The following is an 18,701-nucleotide window of genomic DNA, read 5'->3' on the forward strand; positions in this document are numbered from 1 at the left end:
TCACGCGTCGGTGGTCTCGCCGACCGCGCGGTCGATGGCGCGCATCAGGTCGGAATCCCGGAACGGCTTCTCCAGCACGACCGCGCGCGCGTGTCGCGGCATGATGTTCAGCCGGTCGCCGCTCATATAGACATGCGGCACGAAGCCATCGGTGAGGATCTTGGCGACCGCATCGGCGCCGGTTCCCTCCCGGAGCCTGAAGTCGACGATCATCAGATCCGGCTTGAGACGCTTCGCGGCCCGCACGGCATCGGCTTCGGTCGCCACGATGGCGTCAACGGTGTGGCCCATGTCGATGAGCACCTCGGCCAGCAGCGCGGCCAGCAGCGCCTCATCTTCCACGAGGAGAATCCGGAGGGGATGCATGGCGTAACCTCGACTTCATCCGGCAGGGCGTTGAGACGGGCGCCGGGACCACGTGGACCCGGCATCGTAAGGCGGTGGCGCGCCAGGGGCGACGAACCTCGGGCAACGAATTCGGGGTGACGCCCCCGGCGTAACGACCGGCGATCAGGCGACGGGCCTGATGGGCCTGGCCGTCGCAGCCACGCCCGCAGCCGGGGATTCCGCTGCAAGTGCGCGACCGCTCGGACCCGGAGGGCGACCATCGCACCGATGACGGATGGCCCCCGCCCTCCGCCCACACCGCACAACGCCCGCCGAACCGCCACGACGCTCCCGGGCCTGATCGACCGCGAGGTTCAGCGCTTTGATTTTATCCCAATCCCGGGCACCTCGGAAGAAATCAATATGTCAGGATGCGATTGTGGGAGAGATTCGGAAAATACTTAGGCGGCCCTCCGCCTCCGTAACAACATGGTCCTTCGATGGATTTTCACCGAACGCAACGCGCCGTCATCGTGTCGCAACCCCCGTTTTCATGGTAAAGTGTGAATAAGATCATCGTTACGGTAGCGCCTTATTACGGAGAACAAAGAGAGAATGTCGGGGCAATCCCAGTCGCCTGCCCAGGATCCGCGTGGTCCGGACCCATCGGCCCCGACCCCGTCGCACGGTTCGGTCGCCGCCGGTGCTGCCGAAGGGCCGCAGGGTCAGCCGCTGGCCCCGCCGCCCCCTGCCGCAGCGGTTCCGACCCCCAACGGCCCGGCGCTGACCATCGTGGCGATCGGCGCCTCGGCAGGCGGGCTCGATGCGTCCCGCAAGCTGGTGATGGCCCTGCCGTCGGAACCCGGCATGGCCTTCATCCTGGTCCAGCATCTCGATCCGACGCATGAAAGCTTGATGGTCGATCTGCTGTCCGGCCACACAACCCTGTCGGTTTCGCAGGCTGCCGACGGCGTCAGGATCGAACGCAACAATCTCTATGTCATACCGCCCGGAAGCTATCTCTCGGTCAAGGCGGGCAGGCTGCATGTCTCGACCCCGCAGCAGCGCCATGGCGCCCGCATGCCCTTCGACGTCCTGCTCCATTCGCTCGCCGCGGATTGCGGCGCCCAGACCGCCTGCATCGTCCTGTCCGGCACCGGCGCCGACGGCAGCGCCGGGGCCGCGGAGATCCGCCAGACCCACGGGCTGGTGATCGCCCAGGATCCGGACGAGGCGGAATATGACGGCATGCCGCGCAGCGCCATCCAGGCCGGCGTGGTCGACCATATCCTGCCGGTGGCCGCAATGCCGGCGGCCCTGGCTGCCTTTGCCGGACGGTCCGATCGCCCCGCGGCCGACGCCACGCCTGCGGCCAACCCTCCGGCTGGAGCCAACGCCACGACTGGGGCCGACGCCACGACTGCCGACGCCGCGCCCGAGGCCGATCCGGACCCGGGGCGGCTGGCCGAGATCGTCGAACTGGTCCGGGCGCGCACCGCGCACGACTTCTCGCTCTACAAGCCCGGCACGCTGCGCCGGCGGATCGAGCGACGGATGGCGCTCGCCGCGCTCGGCACCGGCAGCGAGGCGCGCTATCTCGATCTCCTGCGCGCGGATGCGAAGGAACTCGACCTGCTGTCGAAGGATCTGCTCATCAACGTCACCGGCTTCTTCCGCGACCGGCCGGTCTTCGAGCATCTGGCCGAGGCGGCCATCCCCGAACTGGTCCGCAACCATCCGTCCGACCAGCCGATCCGGGTCTGGATCGCCGGCTGCAGCACCGGCGAGGAGGCCTATTCGCTGGCCATCCTGCTGCGCGAGCATCTGACGGCGACCGATCGTGCGATCAAGCTGCAGATCTTCGCCTCCGACGTCGATGCCGACGCCATCGCGGTCGCGCGCGAGGGTCTTTATCCCGCCACGATCGCCGCCGATGTCTCCCCGGAGCGGCTGGCCGCCTTCTTCGTCCGCGAGGAAAGCGGCTATCGGATCCAGCCCGACCTCCGGTCCGTGGTGGTGTTCACGGTCCAGGATCTTCTGACCGATCCGCCCTTCTCGCGCATCGATCTGGTGTCGTGCCGCAACCTGTTGATCTATCTGAGCGCCGAAGCACAGGCCAAGGTCATCTCCCTGTTCCATTTCGCCTTGCGCAAGGGCGGCATGCTGCTGCTCGGCACCTCCGAGACGGTCGGCGAGACCGACGGCCGCTTTGAGGTGATGTCGAAGTCGGCGCGGCTCTACCGCCATGTCGGGCGCAGCCGGCCGGGCGATCTTGACTTCCTGATCAATGCCGGCGATGGCGGGCGGACGGCACCGAGGACCGGGCCGGGTCCGACCGCGTCGCGGCCGGCGGCGCTGGCCGCCCTGGTCCGGCAACGCGTGATGGACGGTCATGCGCCGGCGGCGGTCCTGATCAACCGCCGGAACGAATGCCTTTTCTCGATGGGGCCGACCGACCAGTTTCTCAGCGTCGCGCCAGGCTTTCCGACCCACGACCTGTTCGCGATGGTCCCCGCCAGCCTGCATGGCAGGCTGCGCGCCGCCATCCAGCGGGCCGGGAAGGACCTCGCGCCGGCGTCGGTCTCCGGCGGCCGGATGGTGCGCAGCGAGGCCCCGCATGCGATCACCATCGCGGCCGAACCTCTGCAATATGACGGCGAAGACCTGCTCCTGATCTGCTTCATCGAGGAGCGCCGCAGCGAGGCGCCGGCAACGCCCGGCGAGGGTGCCGGCGACGCCCAGCACGTTCCCGCACTCGAACGCGAGCTGGAGCAGACCCGGCGGGAACTGCACGACGCCATCCGCAATCTGGAGCTTTCGAGCGAAGAGCAGAGGGCGATCAACGAGGAGGCGCTGTCGGTCAACGAGGAATACCAGTCGACCAACGAGGAGCTGCTGGCCTCGAAGGAGGAGCTGCAGTCGCTCAACGAAGAGCTGACGGCCCTGAATACCCAGCTCCAGGAAACCCTGGACCGCCAGCGCACCACCTCCGACGATCTGCAGAACGTGCTCTACAGCACCGACGTGGCGACCATCTTCCTCGACACGGCTTTCAAGATCCGCTTCTTCACGCCGGCGACCAAGGCGCTGTTCAACGTCATCCCCGGCGATGTCGGCCGGCCGCTTGCCGATCTCTCGTCCCTGGCCGCGGACGATACGCTGCTCGACGATGCCAAGGCGGTGCTGCGCGATGTCGTCCCGATCGAGCGGCAGATCGAGGGCCGCGCGGGCGCCTGGTACATGCGCCGCATCCTGCCCTACCGTACCCATACCGACACTGTGGCCGGGGTGGTGATCACCTTCACGGACGTGACCGATCGCAAGAGCGCGGCGGATGCCCTGAAATTCGCCGAACAGCAGGCGCAGCGCGCCAATGCGGCCAAGTCGCGCTTCCTCGCCGCCGCCAGCCATGATCTGCGCCAGCCGCTGCAGACGCTGACCCTGCTGCAGGGCCTGCTCGCCAAGACGGTCGACAGCGACAAGGCGCGCAGCCTGGTCGGCCGCCTGAACGACACGATCGGCGCCATGACGGGCATGCTCGACATCCTGCTCGACATCAATCAGATCGAGGCTGGGGTCGTCCATGCCGAGATCGCCGCCTTCGCGATCGGCGACCTGTTGGCGCGGATGGAGACGGAATTCCGCCCGCTTGCCGAAGCCCATGGCCTCCTCCTGCGGTTCGTGCCGTGCAGCCTGGTCGTCGAGAGCGATGCCCGGCTTCTGGAGCAGATGCTCCGCAATCTCCTGTCCAACGCGATCAAATATACCCAGACCGGCCGCATCCTGCTCGGCTGCCGGCGGCGTCGGGGCCGGCTCGACATTGAGGTCTGGGATACCGGCGTCGGCATCCCGGGCGCGGAACTGCAGGCGATCTTCGACGAGTACCACCAGATCGGCAATTCCGCGCGCGAACGCGGCCGTGGTCTCGGCCTGGGCTTGGCGATCGTGAATCGTCTGGGCGACCTGCTCGGCCATCCGGTGCGCGTGCGGTCGAGGCCCGGAAAGGGCTCCGTCTTCTCGATCGAGATCGCCCGCGCCGCCCCGCCGGCCCAGGCGCCGCCCGTGCCGAAGGCCGCGAATGGCCTGCCGGCTGGCACCGACGATCCGCGGCGCAGCGGCACCATCCTGGTCGTGGAGGATGCCCCGGACGTGCGCGAACTGCTCGAAATGGCGCTCGTCGGCGAGGGCCATCGCGTGGCGACGGCGCCGGACGGCGTCACCGCGCTGGACCTGGTCGGCCGCCGCGGCTTGCGGCCGGATGTCATCCTGACCGACTACGGTCTGCCGGGCGGCATGGACGGGTTGCAGGTCGTCGCCGCCTTGCGCCGCGACCTCGCCCGGCACGTCCCGGTCATCGTTCTGACCGGCGACATTTCGATCGCCGCCCTGCACGACATCGCCGCGCAGGATTGTGTGCGAATGACCAAGCCGGTCAGGATCGACGCGATCGTCGGCCGCGTGCTGCGCATGCTGCCGGCGGCGGCGGCAGCCCCCGGACCGGTCAAGGTCGCGGCGCCCCGTCCGGGCGCCCTGGCCGCGAATTCCCGGATCTTCGTCGTCGACGACGACTGCTTCATCCGCGAGGCCCTGCAGGAACTTCTGGAAGCGGACGGCCGGACTGTCGAAGGCTTCGACAGCGGCGAGGCCTTCCTGGCCGCCTACCGGCCCGGCGGCGACGCCTGCCTGCTGGTCGACGCCGGTCTGCCTGGTATGTCGGGTCTCGAATTGCTGCGGCGCCTGAAGGCAACCGGCCAGCGCCTGCCGTCGATCATGATCACCGGCAACGGCGATGTCGCCATGGCGGTGGAGGCCATGAAGGCCGGCGCCACCGATTTCATCGAGAAGCCGGTCGGCCAGGCCACGCTGCTGGCCGGGGTGGCGCGGGCACTGGAACAGTCGCGCGACGCCAACAAGCTGTTCGAATGGCGGCAGGCGGCCGCGGACCAGATGGCGCGGCTGACCCCGCGCCAGCACCAGATCATCGACATGATCCTGGCCGGCCACCCGAACAAGAACATCGCCGCCGACCTCGGCATCAGCCGCCGGACGGTCGAGAACCATCGTGCCGCGATCATGGCGCGCACCGGGGCCAAGTCGCTACCCGAACTCGCCCGCCTGGCGCTGGCCTCTGCGGAAGCCGGAGAGGCGCCGAAGCCCGTCCTCACGCGGGAGCCCCCGCCGGCCTCCGGAAAACCCCATTCCGGGCCGGTTGCTGGGTAGATTCCGAGCCTGCCGCATGCCGGGCCTGCAGCGCTAGTGTCGACGTTATGAGAGGCCGCCCGAGCGTTCGGTTCCTCCGGATCCTCGGTTGATCCGGGGCCCGGGTCCCGCGGGACGGCCCACGGAGACAGCCATGCATGCCCAGACCCCGATCACGCCCGACGCACCGCGTCTGAGATTCGTGTTCGACGACACCGCCCTGTCGTTCCCGCTCGACGCCCACGTGACCCTGGCCGATATCGCCGATCGGTTCGACGGCCTCGCCCCGCACCACCATGGCGACCTCGTCGCCATCGACGTGACCTTCGCGCCGGCGCATCGGCACTGACGGGGCCGGCGGACCGGCGCGATCCGCGCCGGCAGCGCCCTCGCTCGCTCTCGCAAGGTGGGACCAACATGAATCGACACCGCGCCATCGGCTCGATGAAGCTGATCAACGGCACCATCAAGGAAACCGTCGGCCGCGTTCTCGGCCTTGCCCATCTGGAAGAATCCGGCAAGGCCGAACGCTCGGAGGGCAAGGCTCAGATCAAGATCGGACGCTACTGGGAATCCCGCGCCAAGCAACGCTGACACACCCGTCAACGCGACCCGCCAGGGGGAGCGCGCATGCGGAGGCGAGGGCGAAGTGGTGGCTGCGCAGTCTGGGAAGCGGGCCGTCAGAGGCCGGTCAGAGGCGGCCGGTCACGAGCAGCACGATCAGCACGATCAGGATGACGCCCAGGACACCGATGCCGCCGTTGCCATAGCCGTAGCCATAGCCACCGAAACGACCGCTGACGCCGCCGAGCAGGAAGAGGACGAGGATGATAACGAGAATAAGTCCGATCGACATGGCTGGTCTCCTGAATTGATTTGAACCCTGCCGCAGGGCGGTCCGGGGCATCATCGATGCCCCGGAGGTCGGGCGATCCCGTTCACCTGCGGGCGGCACGTCCGTCACGACGGTCGGCCGCGATCGATGCCCGCCTCGGCGAGGCGGTTACATCTTCTTGGGGTTGTTGTTGTTCTGATTGTTGTTGTTCTGATTGTTGTTGTGGTTATTATTATTGTTGTTGTTGTGCGGCCGGATCTGATGACCGCGGAAGGGCTGGTCGTTGCGACGGAAGCCGTTGTCGTTGCGACGGTATTCCTTGTAGTGCGGACGGATCACGATCACCGGGCGGGAGGCACAGCGATAGCCATCCCAGAACCAGTTCAGCTGGCAGGAAGGTTGCCAGCCGCCGCGCAGGACATAGCCGTTGCGACGGGCTTTCACGCAGTGGCCGCGGCCGTTGCAGTACCAGGCGACGGACAGAATCGAGGATTCGACGGCACCGGCCGGCTGCGGCGCCATGGGCAGGGCGGATGCCAGCGGGGCGCCCAGGAGCGCACTGAAGGCAAGCGAGGCGGCGGCGATCTTGACAAGCATGGGCTGTCCTTCATCGTGGGAATTGGCAGTTTTGGAAGTTGTGAACGCCTCGGCCCCTCGACGGTGGATCGCACCGCGTCGCTCTCGATCGGACCGAGACGCCGGCGGTGGGGGGGTGGGGAGGTTGGTCCCTGACAAGCTGCGCGCCGCAGCGCCCTCGCGATAGCGTCGGATTCTACCCACGCCGATCCGTCGCGAACGCACGCCGCCGCGCCGGCATGGCGGAGACTACGCGGGCGCGGACCGGCGCGAGTGGCGCGGACCCGATCGGCGACCCGGTGCGGCGACCTCGAAGGGCGGCGGACCTGCCAGGCCGCCGGCCAAGACGCGGCGCGGCACGCGACCCGTTCGGCCTGAGCATTTTCCGAAGCTGCTGCGGGGGCGAAGGCCGAGCTAGGGTCCATCATGGACAGAATGATGCCCATGACCCGGGCAGCGCGGGGCCGCGGCCACCCAGGACGATCGCCATGAACACCATGATCGAGACTTTCAATGCACACCTGCGCAGTCGTGTCGGCCGAATTCACGACCGGCTCGACGCGCTCGGCGCACGGACCGACACCCGCACCGAAGATGTCGAGGCCGCGATCCGCACCCAGATCGAGGTGATCGAGAGCGAGGCGCAGCATGCCAAGGGCGCCCTGACGGCCGCCCGGGCCACGGTGAAGGCCTGGGTCCGCGACGCGCAGACCACCGTGACCGAGTGGAAGACGCAGGACGACCGGGCCCGGCTCGACGATCGCGCCGAACGGGCCGCTCAGCTTGCGGAGGCCACCCTGGTGATCGCCGTGGCGGCGGTCGAGCGGGCCGAAAGGACCATGCTGAAAGCCTGGCTCGCCGAGGCGGACGCGCAGTCCTGGAACCGGCCGAAGGCCGCCTGACCGTCCACCATCACGCGGCGATCCGGTTCGCAGCCCCATGCTGAGGACCGGTCGTCGTGTGCAATCGCGTCCCCGCCACGACGCGCATCGGCGCGACCTGGAGATCGCCTTCGATGAGCAGACTTCCCCATCCCGAAACTCACAAAGTCCATCGCATCGGCTGGCTGCGCGCCGCAGTGCTGGGTGCCAATGACGGCCTCGTCTCGACCGCCAGCCTGGTGGTCGGGGTCGCCAGCGCCGGGTCGGACCATGGCGCGATCCTGATCGCCGGTCTCGCCGGCCTCGTCGCCGGCGCCATGTCGATGGCCGCCGGCGAATATGTGTCGGTCAGTTCGCAGACCGATGCCGAGCGGGCCGACATCGCGCGCGAGACGGGCGAATTGCGCGACACGCCCGAGGCCGAACTGGACGAACTGACCGGCATCTACCGTGCGCGGGGGCTCGACGACGCTTTGGCACGCCAAGTCGCCGTGCAACTGACCAAACACGACGCGCTGGCGGCACATTCGCGCGACGAACTCGGCATCTCCGATACCGTGACGGCGCATCCGATCCAGGCCGCGGTCGTCTCCGCGCTGACCTTCGCGGTCGGCGCCGTGATCCCCCTGCTGGTCGCCCTGCTCACGCCCGCCGCGCATGTCAGCGTCGTGGTGGCCGGCACCGCGCTGATCGCGCTGGCGGTCCTCGGCGGCCTCGGGGCCTATACGGGCGGCGCCGGCATCCTTAAGGGCGCCGTCCGCGTGACCTTCTGGGGTGCCCTGGCGATGGCCGCCACCGCCGGCGTCGGCATGGTCTTCGGGGTGGCGGTGTAGGCCCCGCGCCCGGGAGGCCGGTCACTCCGGCAGGGTGCTCGTCGGTTCGCTGGGCGCTGCGTCGCGCAGGGTCTGCGCCACCAGAAGGATCGGCACCGCGAGCGCCGCGCCCATCGGGCCCCACATCCAGCTCCAGAACACGATCGCGACGAAGACCAGGAACGGGTTGATCTCGAAGCGCCGGCCCAGGATCGAGGGCAGGACCGCGTTCTCGCTGATCAGATGCACGATGCCGAATCCGGCCGCCGGCCACAGCGCGGCCAGCAGTCCGGTATGGGGCAGCAGGCCGGCCGAGACGAGCGCAAAGGTGACGATCGCGGGCCCGAGGAAGGGGATGAAGCTGAGCAGAAAGGCAATGACGCCCCACAGCGCCGGATTGGCGAGGCCCGAACTCCACGCGACCGCCGCGGTCAGAATCCCGACTGCGAGGTAGATCGTGGCGGTGGTGCCGAAATAGGTCGCCAGGGTCGCCTCGGCGGCGTTGAAGACCCGGATCGCCGCCAAGCGACGGTCACGGTCGCCGATTGCCAGGATCGCCTTGCGCCGCAGGGCGGCGCGGCCGGCGACGAAAAAGGCCAGCGTGGCGAGAAACACGAGCACTTCGCCGAAGGCCGGCGTGAGCCCGCCGAGGAAGCCGGTGACGGCGGTCATGTCGACCGAGGAGGCCAGCCGGCCGAGGCTGCCCTCGCCCTGGCCGTCGGGCTGGGTCGAGCGCGCGGCCAGGCTATCGGCTCGACGCGACAACCCGCTCGGTTGATGTCGCCGCGACGGTCGATCCCACGGCCACCCCGGGCGTCATGGCCACGGAGACGAGGCACGCCACCTCGAGCCCGCCGGGCAGGCCGGCGCGCTGCTCCTGCCGGCAAGCGAGGGCGGCGGCGAGAAGCGCGAACTGATCGAGATCGGAGCGGGAAGAGGTCGCAGTCGCGGCCGAGTGAGGCTGCGCATTTGTGCCTCGTCAGAACACCTTGGCCAGCCCCAGAAGGACGACCGCGTAGAGCCCACCGAACAACATGATGACCCCGATCACGCCGGAAAAGCCGAGATCGTTGCCGACGGTGATGGCGCCGATCGCGAGGACGGCGAACAGCACGCCTACGATGCCGGCGATCCACCGGGCGGGCTTTGGCATGCGGCGTCCTCCGGCAGAGCCGACGCATTGTAAGTGGCGCGGCGCGTCTGCCAAGCCCGACCGTCGGTCTGGCCGCCGCGAACCGCCCGATCGCGGCGAGCACCGTCATCGGCTCGCCCGCGATGTCGATCCAGTCCGGGTTCTGTTCGAGACAGACCGACTGACTCAAGGCCGGCGCGACATCGTGTAACCCGCAGGATCAAATGGCATTGGCGGGAATGGGCGGGATTGGCCGGGGTCTGGCGGGATAATGGCGGATTTCCGCGGCGGCGGCGGGGTTCGGCGGCGGCGGCAATAGGCGGCGGCGCGCAAGATCGAATGGCATGGCGGGTTCCGCCGGTCGGATTACGGAAGCTGGCGCGACCGGCGACTGTTCCCCGTGGGCTGGGCGCTAGAACGCCAGCCGGGACCGAGCTTTCAAGCCGAGCGCCTGGCCGCAGATAGGCAGTGCCCGACCATACAGCGCCGCTACGTCGCGCGCCCCAACCAGATTGCGAGCGGATGGCTTCATTCTCAAAGTGTCAGCGACCGCGGCCAGAGATGACGCGGTTGTGAAGCAAGTCACTTGATCGGCACCTTTCAGGCGAACGAGAACGGTCTCAGTGCTGCGAGCAAGCCGAGAGATGATCAGGCTCTGTGCGCGCATCTCTTCCATGTCTCCGACCTCGATCGCGGCGAGGATCATTGTTTCGGCATCGAGCAATTCCTTGATCCAGCGCTGCTCGGTCGTGGTGTCGGCGCGCGCCGGCGCCAGAAGGGCCACGACGATCACCCAAGCTGCGAAAACGCGAGCCCACATGAAATTTCACCCGGTGGTTTGCAAAAACTGTTCACAATCAGAGCATCAATATTGACTGCACGCCTACTGATTGCAATTGCGATGATCGCAGATTGCACAACCATCAGGCCTCGCGTTTGGTCTGGCCTGGTGCGTTAACGGCGGTTTGAAGTGCCTTCTTGAGGCGAACCTCGATCAGGTCAAGCAAAGCGGGCCACTCGTCTGCGCTTTCGGCCTGATCTGCGATTTCGGGATACCGCTCAGCGGCGATCCGGCCCTTGTCCACCTCAGGCAGTCGAACATTCGCCTCTCGATAGACCTTGGCCACACGATCGACGACACGGCCGAACAGCTCCGGGTCGAGCCCGGCAGGCGGGCGTCCGGTCCCCGGGCTTCCGCCGGTGCTATCCGGTTTGGCAGCGTGAGGCTGCCCTTCACCGGTCGACAGCCAAAGCACCGAAACACCGCAGGCCGACGCGATCTGCAAGACAGTTTCGAGCGTCGGCCCCTTACCCTCGTGCAGAAGACCGCGAAGACCTCCGGGCGAGAGGCCAATGGCGCGCGCGAAAGCGCGCTCGCTCTGCTTCGAGTCGGCGAGGAGCTGCTTCAGGCGATCGGCGAACTTTTCAGAGTGCATTTCGCCAAACTCTGACGCTCGGTCAGAGATCCCCATTCCGATGGACAAATCCTTAACACTCTGAAATCACGCAACAATTCTGAAATGCTCGCCGCAGGGTTCAAGAACGAACTCTGACGCGCTCATTTTTGTTGATGATGCGCTCTTTAGAATGCACATTTGCCCTACCAACCGTAACGTAACACCCCCAACCGGAGAGGGCCCTGCCAGGCCGTCTCGGAGGAGAACTCAGACGATGTCCAGGAAGTGGGACAACCACGAGATCAAGGCCGAGCTGGCCCGGCGTGGTCACACGCTGACCGGGCTCGCCCTCGACAACGGGCTCCACGAGAGCGCCTGCCGGCGTGCGCTTTGGGGCACATGTCAGCCGGGCGCCATGGCGATCGCCAACGCCTTGGGTGTGACCGTCCAGGAGCTTTGGCCTGGCCGCTACATCCGGCGTCGTCGGAACCCTGCCACGCCGACCGGTGTTGACGCGAGTCCGAAGTGTGCCGGCCGCGCGGACCGCGGAGCCGCCGCATGAGCCGCCTCGTGTCCGTCGAGCGCCTGACCGCAGACACCCTTTTCGCGCGCGCAACCTCCCCTGAAGCCGGCCTCGACGCCGACGCGCGCGACCTGGCGGAGGAGCCCGAGTGCTCCTCCGCCGCCCTCCTTTCCCGGATCGTCCTCGATCTCATCGCGGTCTGCCTGTTCCTGGCGGCCGCGATCGTCTGGCTTGCCGCCGCCGGCACGCTCTGAACCCGCGACATCACGCATCCCGGAACCGTCCATGACCATCCAGCACATCGATACCTCCCGCATCGACGCCACCGATCGCCTGCGCCAGATCAACCCGGGCTGGGTCGAGGCCTTCGCCCGCGAGATCGAGGCCGGCGCCATCCTCGCCCCGGTCGACGTGGTCGAGACCGCCGACGGCTATCGCCTGATCACCGGCGGCCATCGCCTCGCCGCGCATGTCAGCCTCGGCCACACGGCGATCGAGGCCCGCGTCTGGCCGGCCTCGGCCTTCCCCGACGAGGGGGCCATGCGGCTGAAGGAGATCCAGGAAAACATCCTGCGCTTCGAGCCGACCGAACTCGATCGGGCGGTCGCGATCCTGCATTGGAAGCGGATTTTCGAGGAGACGCGGCCGCAGCCGAAGCGCGGCCGGCCGTCGAAGGAAATGCTCGCAGACTCTGCGCGCATTTTCGCCGAGCGCTTCTCGAGCGCCGCCGCCAAGGCGATGGGGATATCGGAACGCTCGGTCCAGGTGTCGGTCCAGATCGCCACCGGGCTTTCCGACGCGACCCGCCAGCGCATCGCAATCGCCCCGATCGCCGACATCCAGTCCGAGCTGCTGCAGCTTGCCGCGCAGCATCCCGACCGTCAGGCGAAGATCGCCGATCTCCTGCTCGCCGAGCCGCCGGGAGCGACTTCGGTCGCCGAGGCCATCGCGGTCATTGACCGCGTCCCGGCGCCGGCCGCCCAGGCGCCCTGGGAGAAGCTTTCCGACCGCTTCGCCCGCCTCTCCGAGCGGGAGCAGGTGCGCTTCTTCGCCGCGCACGAGCCGGCGATCGAGCGCTGGATGGCCGCCCGGCCGCGCCGCCGGAGCGCCTGATCGCGATGAAGCGCCCGCGCGACACCTCGACCCTGGACCTCTTCCGGGACATCCGGCCGGAGCTGGTCGTGCCCCGTTTCGAGGAGGCCGAGGTCCGGGCGTGGACGCGGGCGCGGCGGCTGTCCCGGGCGATCGCCCGGACGCTGGAGGACGACGGCCGGAGCCGCGACGAGATCGCCGCCGCGCTGTCCGAGATGATCGACGAGAAGGTCACCCGCGCCATGCTCGACGCCTATGCGAGCCAGGAAAAGCCTCACGCGATCAGCGCCACCCGGCTCGCCGGGCTGGTCGCGATCACGGGCGATGCCCGGCCGTTCAATGCCCTCCTGGCCGATGCCGGCCTGATCGTCGTCGACCAGAAGTACGAGGCGCTCCTGAAGCGCGAGCGGGCGCGGGAGCTGAAGGAACGGGCCGAACGCGAGGAACAGGCGGCGGATGCCGAATGGAGGGCGCGCCGGTGAAGGAGTGGCTGACCGCGCGCGAACTGGCCGCCGAGGCCCTGCCGGACATGCCGGAGACCGAGCGCGGCGTGCAGATGCTTGCCGAGCGCCTCGGCTGGGCCGACAGCATGGCCTATGTGCGCAACCGGGCGGCCCGGGGCGGCGGCCTGGAGTTCCACATCAACCTGCTGCCGCCGGTCGCGCGGCTGGACTATGAGCGGCGCCACCGGCAGATCGTCCGGCCGGAACCTAAAGCCCAACCCGCGATCGTCCTCGGCGAGGGCCTGACCGACCGCGCGGCTCGGGAGCGCGACGCGCGGCTGGCCATCGTGGCGGCCTTCGAGGCCTTCAGCCAAGGCCAGCGGCTCGGCGACGCGGCCCGCAGCCAGATCTTCGTCGACCGCTACAATCTCGGCGCGGTCCAGGTCGATCGATGGATCAAGGAGCTGATCCCGAGCCTGTCGAAGCGGACGCTGGCGCGCTGGCGCTCGGCGAAGTTCCTGGGCCGGCTGGACCGGCTCGCGGTCGACCGGGCCGCCGCCCGCAAGGGCAAGGGCGTGCTCGACACGGCCGCCGGCGGCCGTGTGCGCAACTTCGTGCTGGCACTGATCGCCCATCAGCCGCTGCTCTCCGCCGACCAGGTGCGCCGGCAATGCCGGGCCGAGTTCGGCGACACGATCGAGGTCCGCGGCCGCGCCTGCGCGATGCCGCCGGTCCGCACCTTCCAGCATTTCCTGCAGCAGCTGCGCTCGGCGGAAGCCGTCGTGCTGACGAAGCTCTCCGATCCTGATCGGTACCGGTCGACCATGGCACCGGCCGGCGTCGGCTCCTATCGCTGGGTGCGCGAGCCGAACGGGCTCTGGATGATCGACGCCTCGCCGGTCGACGCGCTCTGCGTCGACGGCCGCCATGCGATCTATGCCTGCATCGACATCGCGACCCGGCGGACGATCTTCTATGTGAGCCGCACGCCGCGGGCCGCCGCCGTCGGCATGCTGATGCGCAAGGCGATCCTCGCCTGGGGCGTGCCGCGCCAGGTCAAGACCGACAACGGCTCGGACTTCGTGGCGCAAGCGACGCAGCGGCTCTTCGCCAACCTGGACATCGAGGCGCTCACCTCCGCGAAGTACACCCCGCAGGAGAAGGGTCACGTCGAGCGCGTGATCCGGACCTTCCAGCATGATTGCGCCACGCTGCTGCCGGGCTTCATCGGCCATTCGGTGGCCGACCGGAAGCGGATCGAGGACCGCAAGGGCTTCGCCGAGCGGCTCGGCCAGGAGACGGCAGAGGCCTTCGGGGTGACGCTGACCGGCGCCGCGCTGCAGGGCCATGTCGACCGCTGGGTCGAGCTGATCTACAGCCACCGCGACCATTCCGCCCTCGGCCTGTCGCCGATCCGGGCGGCCGCACAATCGACGGCGCCGATCCGCACCGTCGAGCCGCGCGCGCTCGACATCCTGCTCATGCCGGTCGCCAGCCAGGGCGGCATCCGCACGGTGACCAAGTTCGGCGTGCGGGTCGATCACCACCACTATGTCGTCGCCGCCTGCCTGCCGGGCGATCGGGTCACGGTCCGCATGGACCCGATGGATGCCGGCCGCATCCTCGCCTTCGACGCCGAGACCGGCGCCTATCGGGGCGAGGGCCTGTGCCCGGAGCTGGCCGGCCTCGCCGCCGCGACCATCCTGAAGGCGAAGCGCGAGACCCAGGCCGAGATCCTGGAGCGCCGCGGCCGCGAGGCCCGCGCCGAGATCAAGCGCCTGACCAAGGGCAGCCCCCTGATCGAACGCGCCCTCGAGGTCGCCGCCCGCGACGTGCCGAACGTCGTCGCCCTGCCGAAGCGCGAGGAGCGCCATGAGACGCCGGCGATCGCCGCCGCGCTCGATGCCTCGACGCGACCGACCTCGGCGCCCCGCGCCATGGATGCCCGAACCGCCGCCCTCCACGCCGAGCTGACCGCTGCCCCGATCGCGGTCGAGGCCGTCGACAAGGTCCGTCCCCTGCGCCGGCAGGAAACCAGCCATCAGCGCTTCCGGCGCGCCCAGGCGCTTGAGGCCCGCCGGGCCGCCGGCGAGGCGCTGTCGGAAGACGAAGCCTTCTGGCTCGGCGGCTACGCCGCCGGGCCTGAGTACCGCGCCATGCGTGCCGTCTACGAGGACGCCGGCGGGGAGCAGTTGCGGTGAGTGAACCGCCCCGGAACGCGCCCGGGGCCATCCGAACCTGAATTCTGAGGCCAGATCCTTGAACGCCCAAACGCCCACCATCCGAGGGACGGTCGCCCTCCTGAAGAATGTCGCGGCCTGCATGGTCACCATGGAGAAGCTGCGCCACCGCGGCCCCGGCCGGCCGGGGCTCGGCGTCTTCTACGGCCATTCCGGCTTCGGCAAGACGTTCAGCGCCATCTACGTGCAGAACCGCACCGGCGCCGCCCGGGTCGAGGTCGGCGACAGCTGGACCCGCAAGGTCCTGCTCGAAAAGCTCTGCTTCGAGCTGAACATCGAGCCCAAGGGCACCATCCCGCAGCTTGCCGACAAGGTGATCGAGACCCTGGTCGACGACGACCGGCCGGTGATCATCGACGAGGCCGACAAGCTCTGCGACCGCAACATGATCGAGCTGGTGCGCGAGCTTCAGGAGGCGTCCGGCGCGCCCTTCCTGCTCCTCGGCGAGGAGAAGCTGCCGTCAAAGATCGCCCAGGTCGAGCGGGTGCATAACCGGGTCCTGGTCTGGGAACCGGCACAGCCCTGCGACCTGGAGGATGCCCGCGCGCTCGCCCGCTTGGTCTCGCCGGTCGAGATTGCCGACGACCTGATCGCCCATATCGGCGCGATCTCCGGCGGCCGCGCCCGCCGCATCGTGGTCAATCTCGACCTGGTCACGGAATACAGCCGCAACACCGGTTTGAAAGCCATTTCCAAGGTCGATTACCAGGGCGAGTTCTACACGGGCGCCGCGCCCCGGCCGCGGGGGCAGTGATGTCGATCATCCTCGCCCTCAAGATCGACAAGTCCCGCCCCCTGCGGCGCGGCTCGGCCTATGTCTGGTCTGTGATCCGGGAACTCACGGCCGGTCCGAACGGGCTCGACCGCCCGGTCACGCTCCGCCAGCTCGTCCTGCGCACCGACGATGTCAGCGACAGCACCCTGCGCGGCTTCATGCGGACCTTGGCCGGCGCCGGCATCGTCGAGCCGCTGCCGGGGAAGCCGCCGCGCTGGCGCGTCCTCAAGCGCCCGACGCAGTTGCCGCCGATGACCCGCGACGGCAAGCCGGTCGCCTCGAAGACCCAGCAGATGTGGAACACCATCCGGGCGCTGTCGTCCTTCACGGCCGCCGAGGTCGCCATCGCGGCCTCGGTCGAGGACAGCGTCGTCGCGCTCCACTCCGCCAAGACCTACGTGCTGCTCCTCGCCCATGCCGGCTATCTCAAGATCGAGCGCGCCGGCGGCCCGAACGTCCCGGCGGTCTACCGGCTGAAGCCGAGCATGAATTCCGGCCCGCTGCCGCCGAGGGTGTTGCGCACCAAGCTGGTCTTCGACCCCAACCGCAACGAGATCGTCGGGCCGGCCGAGGCCGAGGAGGTCTCATGCTGAGGGGACCCCGCAGCGGCACGCTGACCGTCGACTATGTCGAGAAGGCCCGGGCCGCGTGGGGCGACCTACCGGACTGGGTCCTGGCCCTCGCCGAGGAGGCGACCCGCGCCGGCGCGGCCGGGACCGCCAAGCGGCTGCAATACAGCCCCTCGGTGGTCAGCCAGGTGCTCGCCCGCAAATACGGCGTCCACGGCAAGGGCGGCGATCTCGACAGCTTCGAGGCCGTCGTCCGTGGCGCCTTGATGGGCTCCACGGTCGAGTGCCCGGTGCTCGGCGAGATCGGCCGCGACCAGTGCCGGCGCGAGCAGAGCCGCCCCTTCACAGCCTCCAACTCCACCCGGGCGCGGCTGCGTCGCGCCTGCAAGACCTGCTCTCATCGTGAGGTGAAATCATGAGCGCACGCCCCGCTCCCACCGTCTCCGGCGCCGGCCGTCCGGTCGTCGCCACCGTCTCGATCGACGGCCGCCCCTGGCGCGGCCGCGGCAACCTGGTCGACGGCGCCTCGCCCGTCGTCGTCCTGACCCTCGAGCCCCTGCCGGCCGCGCCGCTGTTCTCGCGCCAGGCCGAGGATGCGGAGGTGATCCATGACATTCGCCGCTGAAACCCTGCTCGCCGATCTGGCGTCCGAGTTCGGCCGCGCGGTCGCCGAGAGCCGGCCGGTCGCGATCGAAAGCCATCTCTACGGGTTGATCTCGCTCGCCTTGACCGGGATCGCCGTCGAGCTGGGCCGGCTGCGCGCCGATCGCGACCGGGCCACCGCCGCCTATGCCGCGGCCGTCGAGGAGTGCAACAGGGCGGTCGTGACCTGCAACGAGGCCCTGGCCGTCGCGCGCCAGGTGGTCGCGGTGCAGGAGTGTGCCGCCGCCTCGGTGACACTGCCGGCCGGGGTGGTGCGCCTGCGTGCGCCCCAGGCTCGCGTCGTGCCGATCCGCGTCCCCGAGGGAGGGCAGCCGGCATGACCGTCACCGTCGCCACCATCGTCGAATGCGTCTCGGAGGTGACCGGCATCTCCGTCGCCGACATCCTCTCGCACAGCACCGCGCGCGAGATGGTCCGCGCCCGGCATGTCGCCTTCTGGATCGCCCGGCAACGGACGAACTATAGCCTGCCGCGCATCGGTCGCTCGCTCGGCGGCCGCGACCACTCGACGGTGCTGAATGCCGTCGCGCGGATCGACCAGGCCCTGGCGGATCCGGCCGAGCGCGAGACGCGCGCGATCGTCGAGGCCGCGGAAGCCGCCCTGGAGATCGTTACGGCCGTGCTCGCCACCGGCATCGTGCCGCCGCCGCCCGCCGACATCGATCCGGTCGCCGTCGCCGGCCGGGCGCTCGCCTCGCCCCGGGCCGCGATCCGCCTGACGCTGCCCGAGGTCCAGGCGCTCGCCCGCACGGTCCTGGTCCGCGAGACCGAGCGGCCGGAGCCGGAGCCGCGCATCGTCGAGCGTCGGATCGAGATCCCCGTCCGGCCGCCCGTTGTCGCCGCCGCCATGCGCAACCTGCGCTCCGCCCGCGACGCCTGGCACCGCGACCAGGGCGGCCGCTACGAGCGCCCGGCCCGCGAGCAGCTCGAAAGCGCCCTCGACCAGCTGGATGCCGCCTGGCGCGCGGCGATCCTCGAACCGCCCCCCCACAACCTGCCCGAGGTGAAGCATGGCTAAAAGGACGAAGACGCTCGGCATCAATCTGCCGGTGCCGCAGAACCGGGAAGAGGCCGCCGCGACCCTGCGCGAGATCGGCGAGATCAATCGCAAGGTCGCGCGCCTGGAGGCGACGCTCAACGATCGGCTATCCAAGCTCAAGGAGGCGGCCGAGACCGAGGCGCAGCCGCTGCGCGACGCGGTCGAGGCGAAGCTCAACGGCCTGAAGGTCTGGGCGGA

Annotated in this window: 24 protein-coding genes; 17 read left to right on the forward strand and 7 right to left on the reverse strand. The window is 69.2% G+C overall.

The window, feature by feature from the left end; translation table 11 throughout:
• A complete protein-coding gene (locus KL771_RS24770; RefSeq protein ID WP_261971178.1) occupies positions 1-342 on the reverse strand; it encodes a response regulator in 342 nt (113 codons plus the stop codon).
• A 600-nt stretch (positions 343-942) separates the two neighbouring features.
• Between KL771_RS24770 and KL771_RS24775 the strand changes: the two genes are divergently transcribed.
• The 3 genes from KL771_RS24775 (at position 943) to KL771_RS24785 (ending at position 6,120) form a co-directional block, all read left to right on the forward strand.
• The gene (locus KL771_RS24775; RefSeq protein ID WP_261971179.1) at positions 943-5,547 is read left to right on the forward strand and encodes a chemotaxis protein CheB; all 4,605 of its coding nucleotides are present in this window, start codon (positions 943-945) and stop codon (positions 5,545-5,547) included.
• A 133-nt stretch (positions 5,548-5,680) separates the two neighbouring features.
• Positions 5,681-5,875 carry a hypothetical protein gene (locus KL771_RS24780; protein WP_261971180.1) on the forward strand — a complete coding sequence of 65 codons (195 nt, stop codon included), beginning with the start codon at positions 5,681-5,683 and terminating at the stop codon, positions 5,873-5,875.
• Between the two features lie 68 nt (positions 5,876-5,943).
• Complete coding sequence (locus KL771_RS24785) at positions 5,944-6,120, forward strand: CsbD family protein (RefSeq protein ID WP_261971181.1); 177 nt, start codon at positions 5,944-5,946, stop codon at positions 6,118-6,120.
• Positions 6,121-6,217: 97 nt separating this feature from the next.
• Here KL771_RS24785 and KL771_RS24790 read toward each other — a convergent pair whose 3' ends face one another.
• Together KL771_RS24790 and KL771_RS24795 are read right to left on the reverse strand one after the other, a co-directional pair.
• The gene (locus tag KL771_RS24790) at positions 6,218-6,382 is read right to left on the reverse strand and encodes a DUF3309 family protein (RefSeq protein ID WP_261971182.1); all 165 of its coding nucleotides are present in this window, start codon (positions 6,380-6,382) and stop codon (positions 6,218-6,220) included.
• 147 nt (positions 6,383-6,529) lie between these two features.
• On the reverse strand, positions 6,530-6,958 hold the full coding sequence (locus KL771_RS24795; RefSeq protein ID WP_261971183.1) for a hypothetical protein: 429 nt from the start codon (positions 6,956-6,958) through the stop codon (positions 6,530-6,532).
• Positions 6,959-7,425: 467 nt separating this feature from the next.
• Here KL771_RS24795 and KL771_RS24800 point away from each other — a divergent pair, with 467 nt between their 5' ends.
• Both KL771_RS24800 and KL771_RS24805 read left to right on the forward strand, forming a co-directional pair.
• Positions 7,426-7,839, forward strand: a complete 414-nt coding sequence (locus KL771_RS24800; RefSeq protein WP_261971184.1) for a hypothetical protein — start codon at positions 7,426-7,428, stop codon at positions 7,837-7,839.
• Between the two features lie 113 nt (positions 7,840-7,952).
• A complete protein-coding gene (locus tag KL771_RS24805; RefSeq protein WP_261971185.1) occupies positions 7,953-8,651 on the forward strand; it encodes a VIT1/CCC1 transporter family protein in 699 nt (232 codons plus the stop codon).
• 21 nt (positions 8,652-8,672) lie between these two features.
• On the opposite strand, the gene KL771_RS24810 is transcribed toward KL771_RS24805, so the two are convergent.
• The 4 genes from KL771_RS24810 to KL771_RS24825 form a co-directional block, all read right to left on the reverse strand.
• Positions 8,673-9,395 (reverse strand): AI-2E family transporter, encoded by a 723-nt coding sequence (locus KL771_RS24810; protein WP_261971186.1) that lies wholly within the window; start codon positions 9,393-9,395, stop codon positions 8,673-8,675.
• 214 nt (positions 9,396-9,609) lie between these two features.
• A complete protein-coding gene (locus KL771_RS24815; protein WP_261971187.1) occupies positions 9,610-9,783 on the reverse strand; it encodes a hypothetical protein in 174 nt (57 codons plus the stop codon).
• A 391-nt stretch (positions 9,784-10,174) separates the two neighbouring features.
• Entirely contained in the window at positions 10,175-10,555 is a 381-nt protein-coding gene (locus KL771_RS24820; RefSeq protein ID WP_261971188.1) for a hypothetical protein, read from the reverse strand.
• A gap of 130 nt (positions 10,556-10,685) precedes the next feature.
• Positions 10,686-11,198: a helix-turn-helix domain-containing protein gene (locus KL771_RS24825; RefSeq protein WP_261971189.1), complete on the reverse strand. Its 513-nt coding sequence runs from the start codon at positions 11,196-11,198 to the stop codon at positions 10,686-10,688.
• A 235-nt stretch (positions 11,199-11,433) separates the two neighbouring features.
• Between KL771_RS24825 and KL771_RS24830 the strand changes: the two genes are divergently transcribed.
• From KL771_RS24830 to KL771_RS24885, 12 genes are all read left to right on the forward strand, one after another.
• Positions 11,434-11,721, forward strand: a complete 288-nt coding sequence (locus tag KL771_RS24830) for a helix-turn-helix domain-containing protein (protein WP_261971190.1) — start codon at positions 11,434-11,436, stop codon at positions 11,719-11,721.
• The gene (locus KL771_RS24835; protein WP_261971191.1) at positions 11,718-11,936 is read left to right on the forward strand and encodes a hypothetical protein; all 219 of its coding nucleotides are present in this window, start codon (positions 11,718-11,720) and stop codon (positions 11,934-11,936) included. Before KL771_RS24830 ends, KL771_RS24835 begins: the two co-directional genes overlap by 4 nt.
• Before the next feature lie 31 nt (positions 11,937-11,967).
• Complete coding sequence (locus KL771_RS24840) at positions 11,968-12,795, forward strand: ParB N-terminal domain-containing protein (protein ID WP_261971192.1); 828 nt, start codon at positions 11,968-11,970, stop codon at positions 12,793-12,795.
• Between the two features lie 5 nt (positions 12,796-12,800).
• Positions 12,801-13,256 carry a hypothetical protein gene (locus tag KL771_RS24845; protein WP_261971193.1) on the forward strand — a complete coding sequence of 152 codons (456 nt, stop codon included), beginning with the start codon at positions 12,801-12,803 and terminating at the stop codon, positions 13,254-13,256.
• Positions 13,238-15,418: a DDE-type integrase/transposase/recombinase gene (locus tag KL771_RS24850; protein ID WP_261971194.1), complete on the forward strand. Its 2,181-nt coding sequence runs from the start codon at positions 13,238-13,240 to the stop codon at positions 15,416-15,418. The genes KL771_RS24845 and KL771_RS24850 overlap by 19 nt, the downstream gene beginning before the upstream one ends.
• A 58-nt stretch (positions 15,419-15,476) precedes the next feature.
• On the forward strand, positions 15,477-16,211 hold the full coding sequence (locus tag KL771_RS24855; protein WP_261971195.1) for an AAA family ATPase: 735 nt from the start codon (positions 15,477-15,479) through the stop codon (positions 16,209-16,211).
• The gene (locus tag KL771_RS24860) at positions 16,211-16,825 is read left to right on the forward strand and encodes a hypothetical protein (RefSeq protein WP_261971196.1); all 615 of its coding nucleotides are present in this window, start codon (positions 16,211-16,213) and stop codon (positions 16,823-16,825) included. Before KL771_RS24855 ends, KL771_RS24860 begins: the two co-directional genes overlap by 1 nt.
• Entirely contained in the window at positions 16,819-17,220 is a 402-nt protein-coding gene (locus tag KL771_RS24865) for a transcriptional regulator (protein ID WP_261971197.1), read from the forward strand. The genes KL771_RS24860 and KL771_RS24865 overlap by 7 nt, the downstream gene beginning before the upstream one ends.
• Positions 17,217-17,426 (forward strand): hypothetical protein, encoded by a 210-nt coding sequence (locus KL771_RS24870; protein WP_261971198.1) that lies wholly within the window; start codon positions 17,217-17,219, stop codon positions 17,424-17,426. The genes KL771_RS24865 and KL771_RS24870 overlap by 4 nt, the downstream gene beginning before the upstream one ends.
• Entirely contained in the window at positions 17,410-17,784 is a 375-nt protein-coding gene (locus tag KL771_RS24875) for a hypothetical protein (RefSeq protein ID WP_261971199.1), read from the forward strand. The genes KL771_RS24870 and KL771_RS24875 overlap by 17 nt, the downstream gene beginning before the upstream one ends.
• Entirely contained in the window at positions 17,781-18,482 is a 702-nt protein-coding gene (locus tag KL771_RS24880; RefSeq protein WP_261971200.1) for a helix-turn-helix domain-containing protein, read from the forward strand. Before KL771_RS24875 ends, KL771_RS24880 begins: the two co-directional genes overlap by 4 nt.
• Positions 18,475-18,701, forward strand: a 227-nt coding sequence (locus tag KL771_RS24885) for a host-nuclease inhibitor Gam family protein (protein ID WP_261971201.1), incomplete at its 3' end; no start/stop codon positions are given. The genes KL771_RS24880 and KL771_RS24885, both read left to right, overlap by 8 nt.

Origin of the sequence: Prosthecodimorpha staleyi, from assembly GCF_018729455.1 — a bacterium.
Lineage (GTDB): Bacteria > Pseudomonadota > Alphaproteobacteria > Rhizobiales > Ancalomicrobiaceae > Prosthecodimorpha > Prosthecodimorpha staleyi.

Excerpts from the sequence above, each read along its gene's own strand:
- KL771_RS24830 (WP_261971190.1), top strand. The coding sequence starts at position 11,434 with ATGTCCAGGAAGTGGGACAACCACGAGATCAAGGCCGAGCTGGCCCGG.
- KL771_RS24850 (WP_261971194.1), top strand. The coding sequence starts at position 13,238 with ATGGAGGGCGCGCCGGTGAAGGAGTGGCTGACCGCGCGCGAACTGGCC.
- KL771_RS24815 (WP_261971187.1), bottom strand. The coding sequence starts at position 9,783 with ATGCCAAAGCCCGCCCGGTGGATCGCCGGCATCGTAGGCGTGCTGTTC.
- KL771_RS24825 (WP_261971189.1), bottom strand. The coding sequence starts at position 11,198 with ATGCACTCTGAAAAGTTCGCCGATCGCCTGAAGCAGCTCCTCGCCGAC.
- KL771_RS24800 (WP_261971184.1), top strand. The coding sequence starts at position 7,426 with ATGAACACCATGATCGAGACTTTCAATGCACACCTGCGCAGTCGTGTC.
- KL771_RS24790 (WP_261971182.1), bottom strand. The coding sequence starts at position 6,382 with ATGTCGATCGGACTTATTCTCGTTATCATCCTCGTCCTCTTCCTGCTC.
- KL771_RS24865 (WP_261971197.1), top strand. The coding sequence starts at position 16,819 with ATGCTGAGGGGACCCCGCAGCGGCACGCTGACCGTCGACTATGTCGAG.
- KL771_RS24880 (WP_261971200.1), top strand. The coding sequence starts at position 17,781 with ATGACCGTCACCGTCGCCACCATCGTCGAATGCGTCTCGGAGGTGACC.
- KL771_RS24840 (WP_261971192.1), top strand. The coding sequence starts at position 11,968 with ATGACCATCCAGCACATCGATACCTCCCGCATCGACGCCACCGATCGC.
- KL771_RS24835 (WP_261971191.1), top strand. The coding sequence starts at position 11,718 with ATGAGCCGCCTCGTGTCCGTCGAGCGCCTGACCGCAGACACCCTTTTC.
- KL771_RS24845 (WP_261971193.1), top strand. The coding sequence starts at position 12,801 with ATGAAGCGCCCGCGCGACACCTCGACCCTGGACCTCTTCCGGGACATC.
- KL771_RS24780 (WP_261971180.1), top strand. The coding sequence starts at position 5,681 with ATGCATGCCCAGACCCCGATCACGCCCGACGCACCGCGTCTGAGATTC.
- KL771_RS24795 (WP_261971183.1), bottom strand. The coding sequence starts at position 6,958 with ATGCTTGTCAAGATCGCCGCCGCCTCGCTTGCCTTCAGTGCGCTCCTG.
- KL771_RS24775 (WP_261971179.1), top strand. The coding sequence starts at position 943 with ATGTCGGGGCAATCCCAGTCGCCTGCCCAGGATCCGCGTGGTCCGGAC.
- KL771_RS24870 (WP_261971198.1), top strand. The coding sequence starts at position 17,217 with ATGAGCGCACGCCCCGCTCCCACCGTCTCCGGCGCCGGCCGTCCGGTC.
- KL771_RS24805 (WP_261971185.1), top strand. The coding sequence starts at position 7,953 with ATGAGCAGACTTCCCCATCCCGAAACTCACAAAGTCCATCGCATCGGC.
- KL771_RS24860 (WP_261971196.1), top strand. The coding sequence starts at position 16,211 with ATGTCGATCATCCTCGCCCTCAAGATCGACAAGTCCCGCCCCCTGCGG.
- KL771_RS24785 (WP_261971181.1), top strand. The coding sequence starts at position 5,944 with ATGAATCGACACCGCGCCATCGGCTCGATGAAGCTGATCAACGGCACC.
- KL771_RS24875 (WP_261971199.1), top strand. The coding sequence starts at position 17,410 with ATGACATTCGCCGCTGAAACCCTGCTCGCCGATCTGGCGTCCGAGTTC.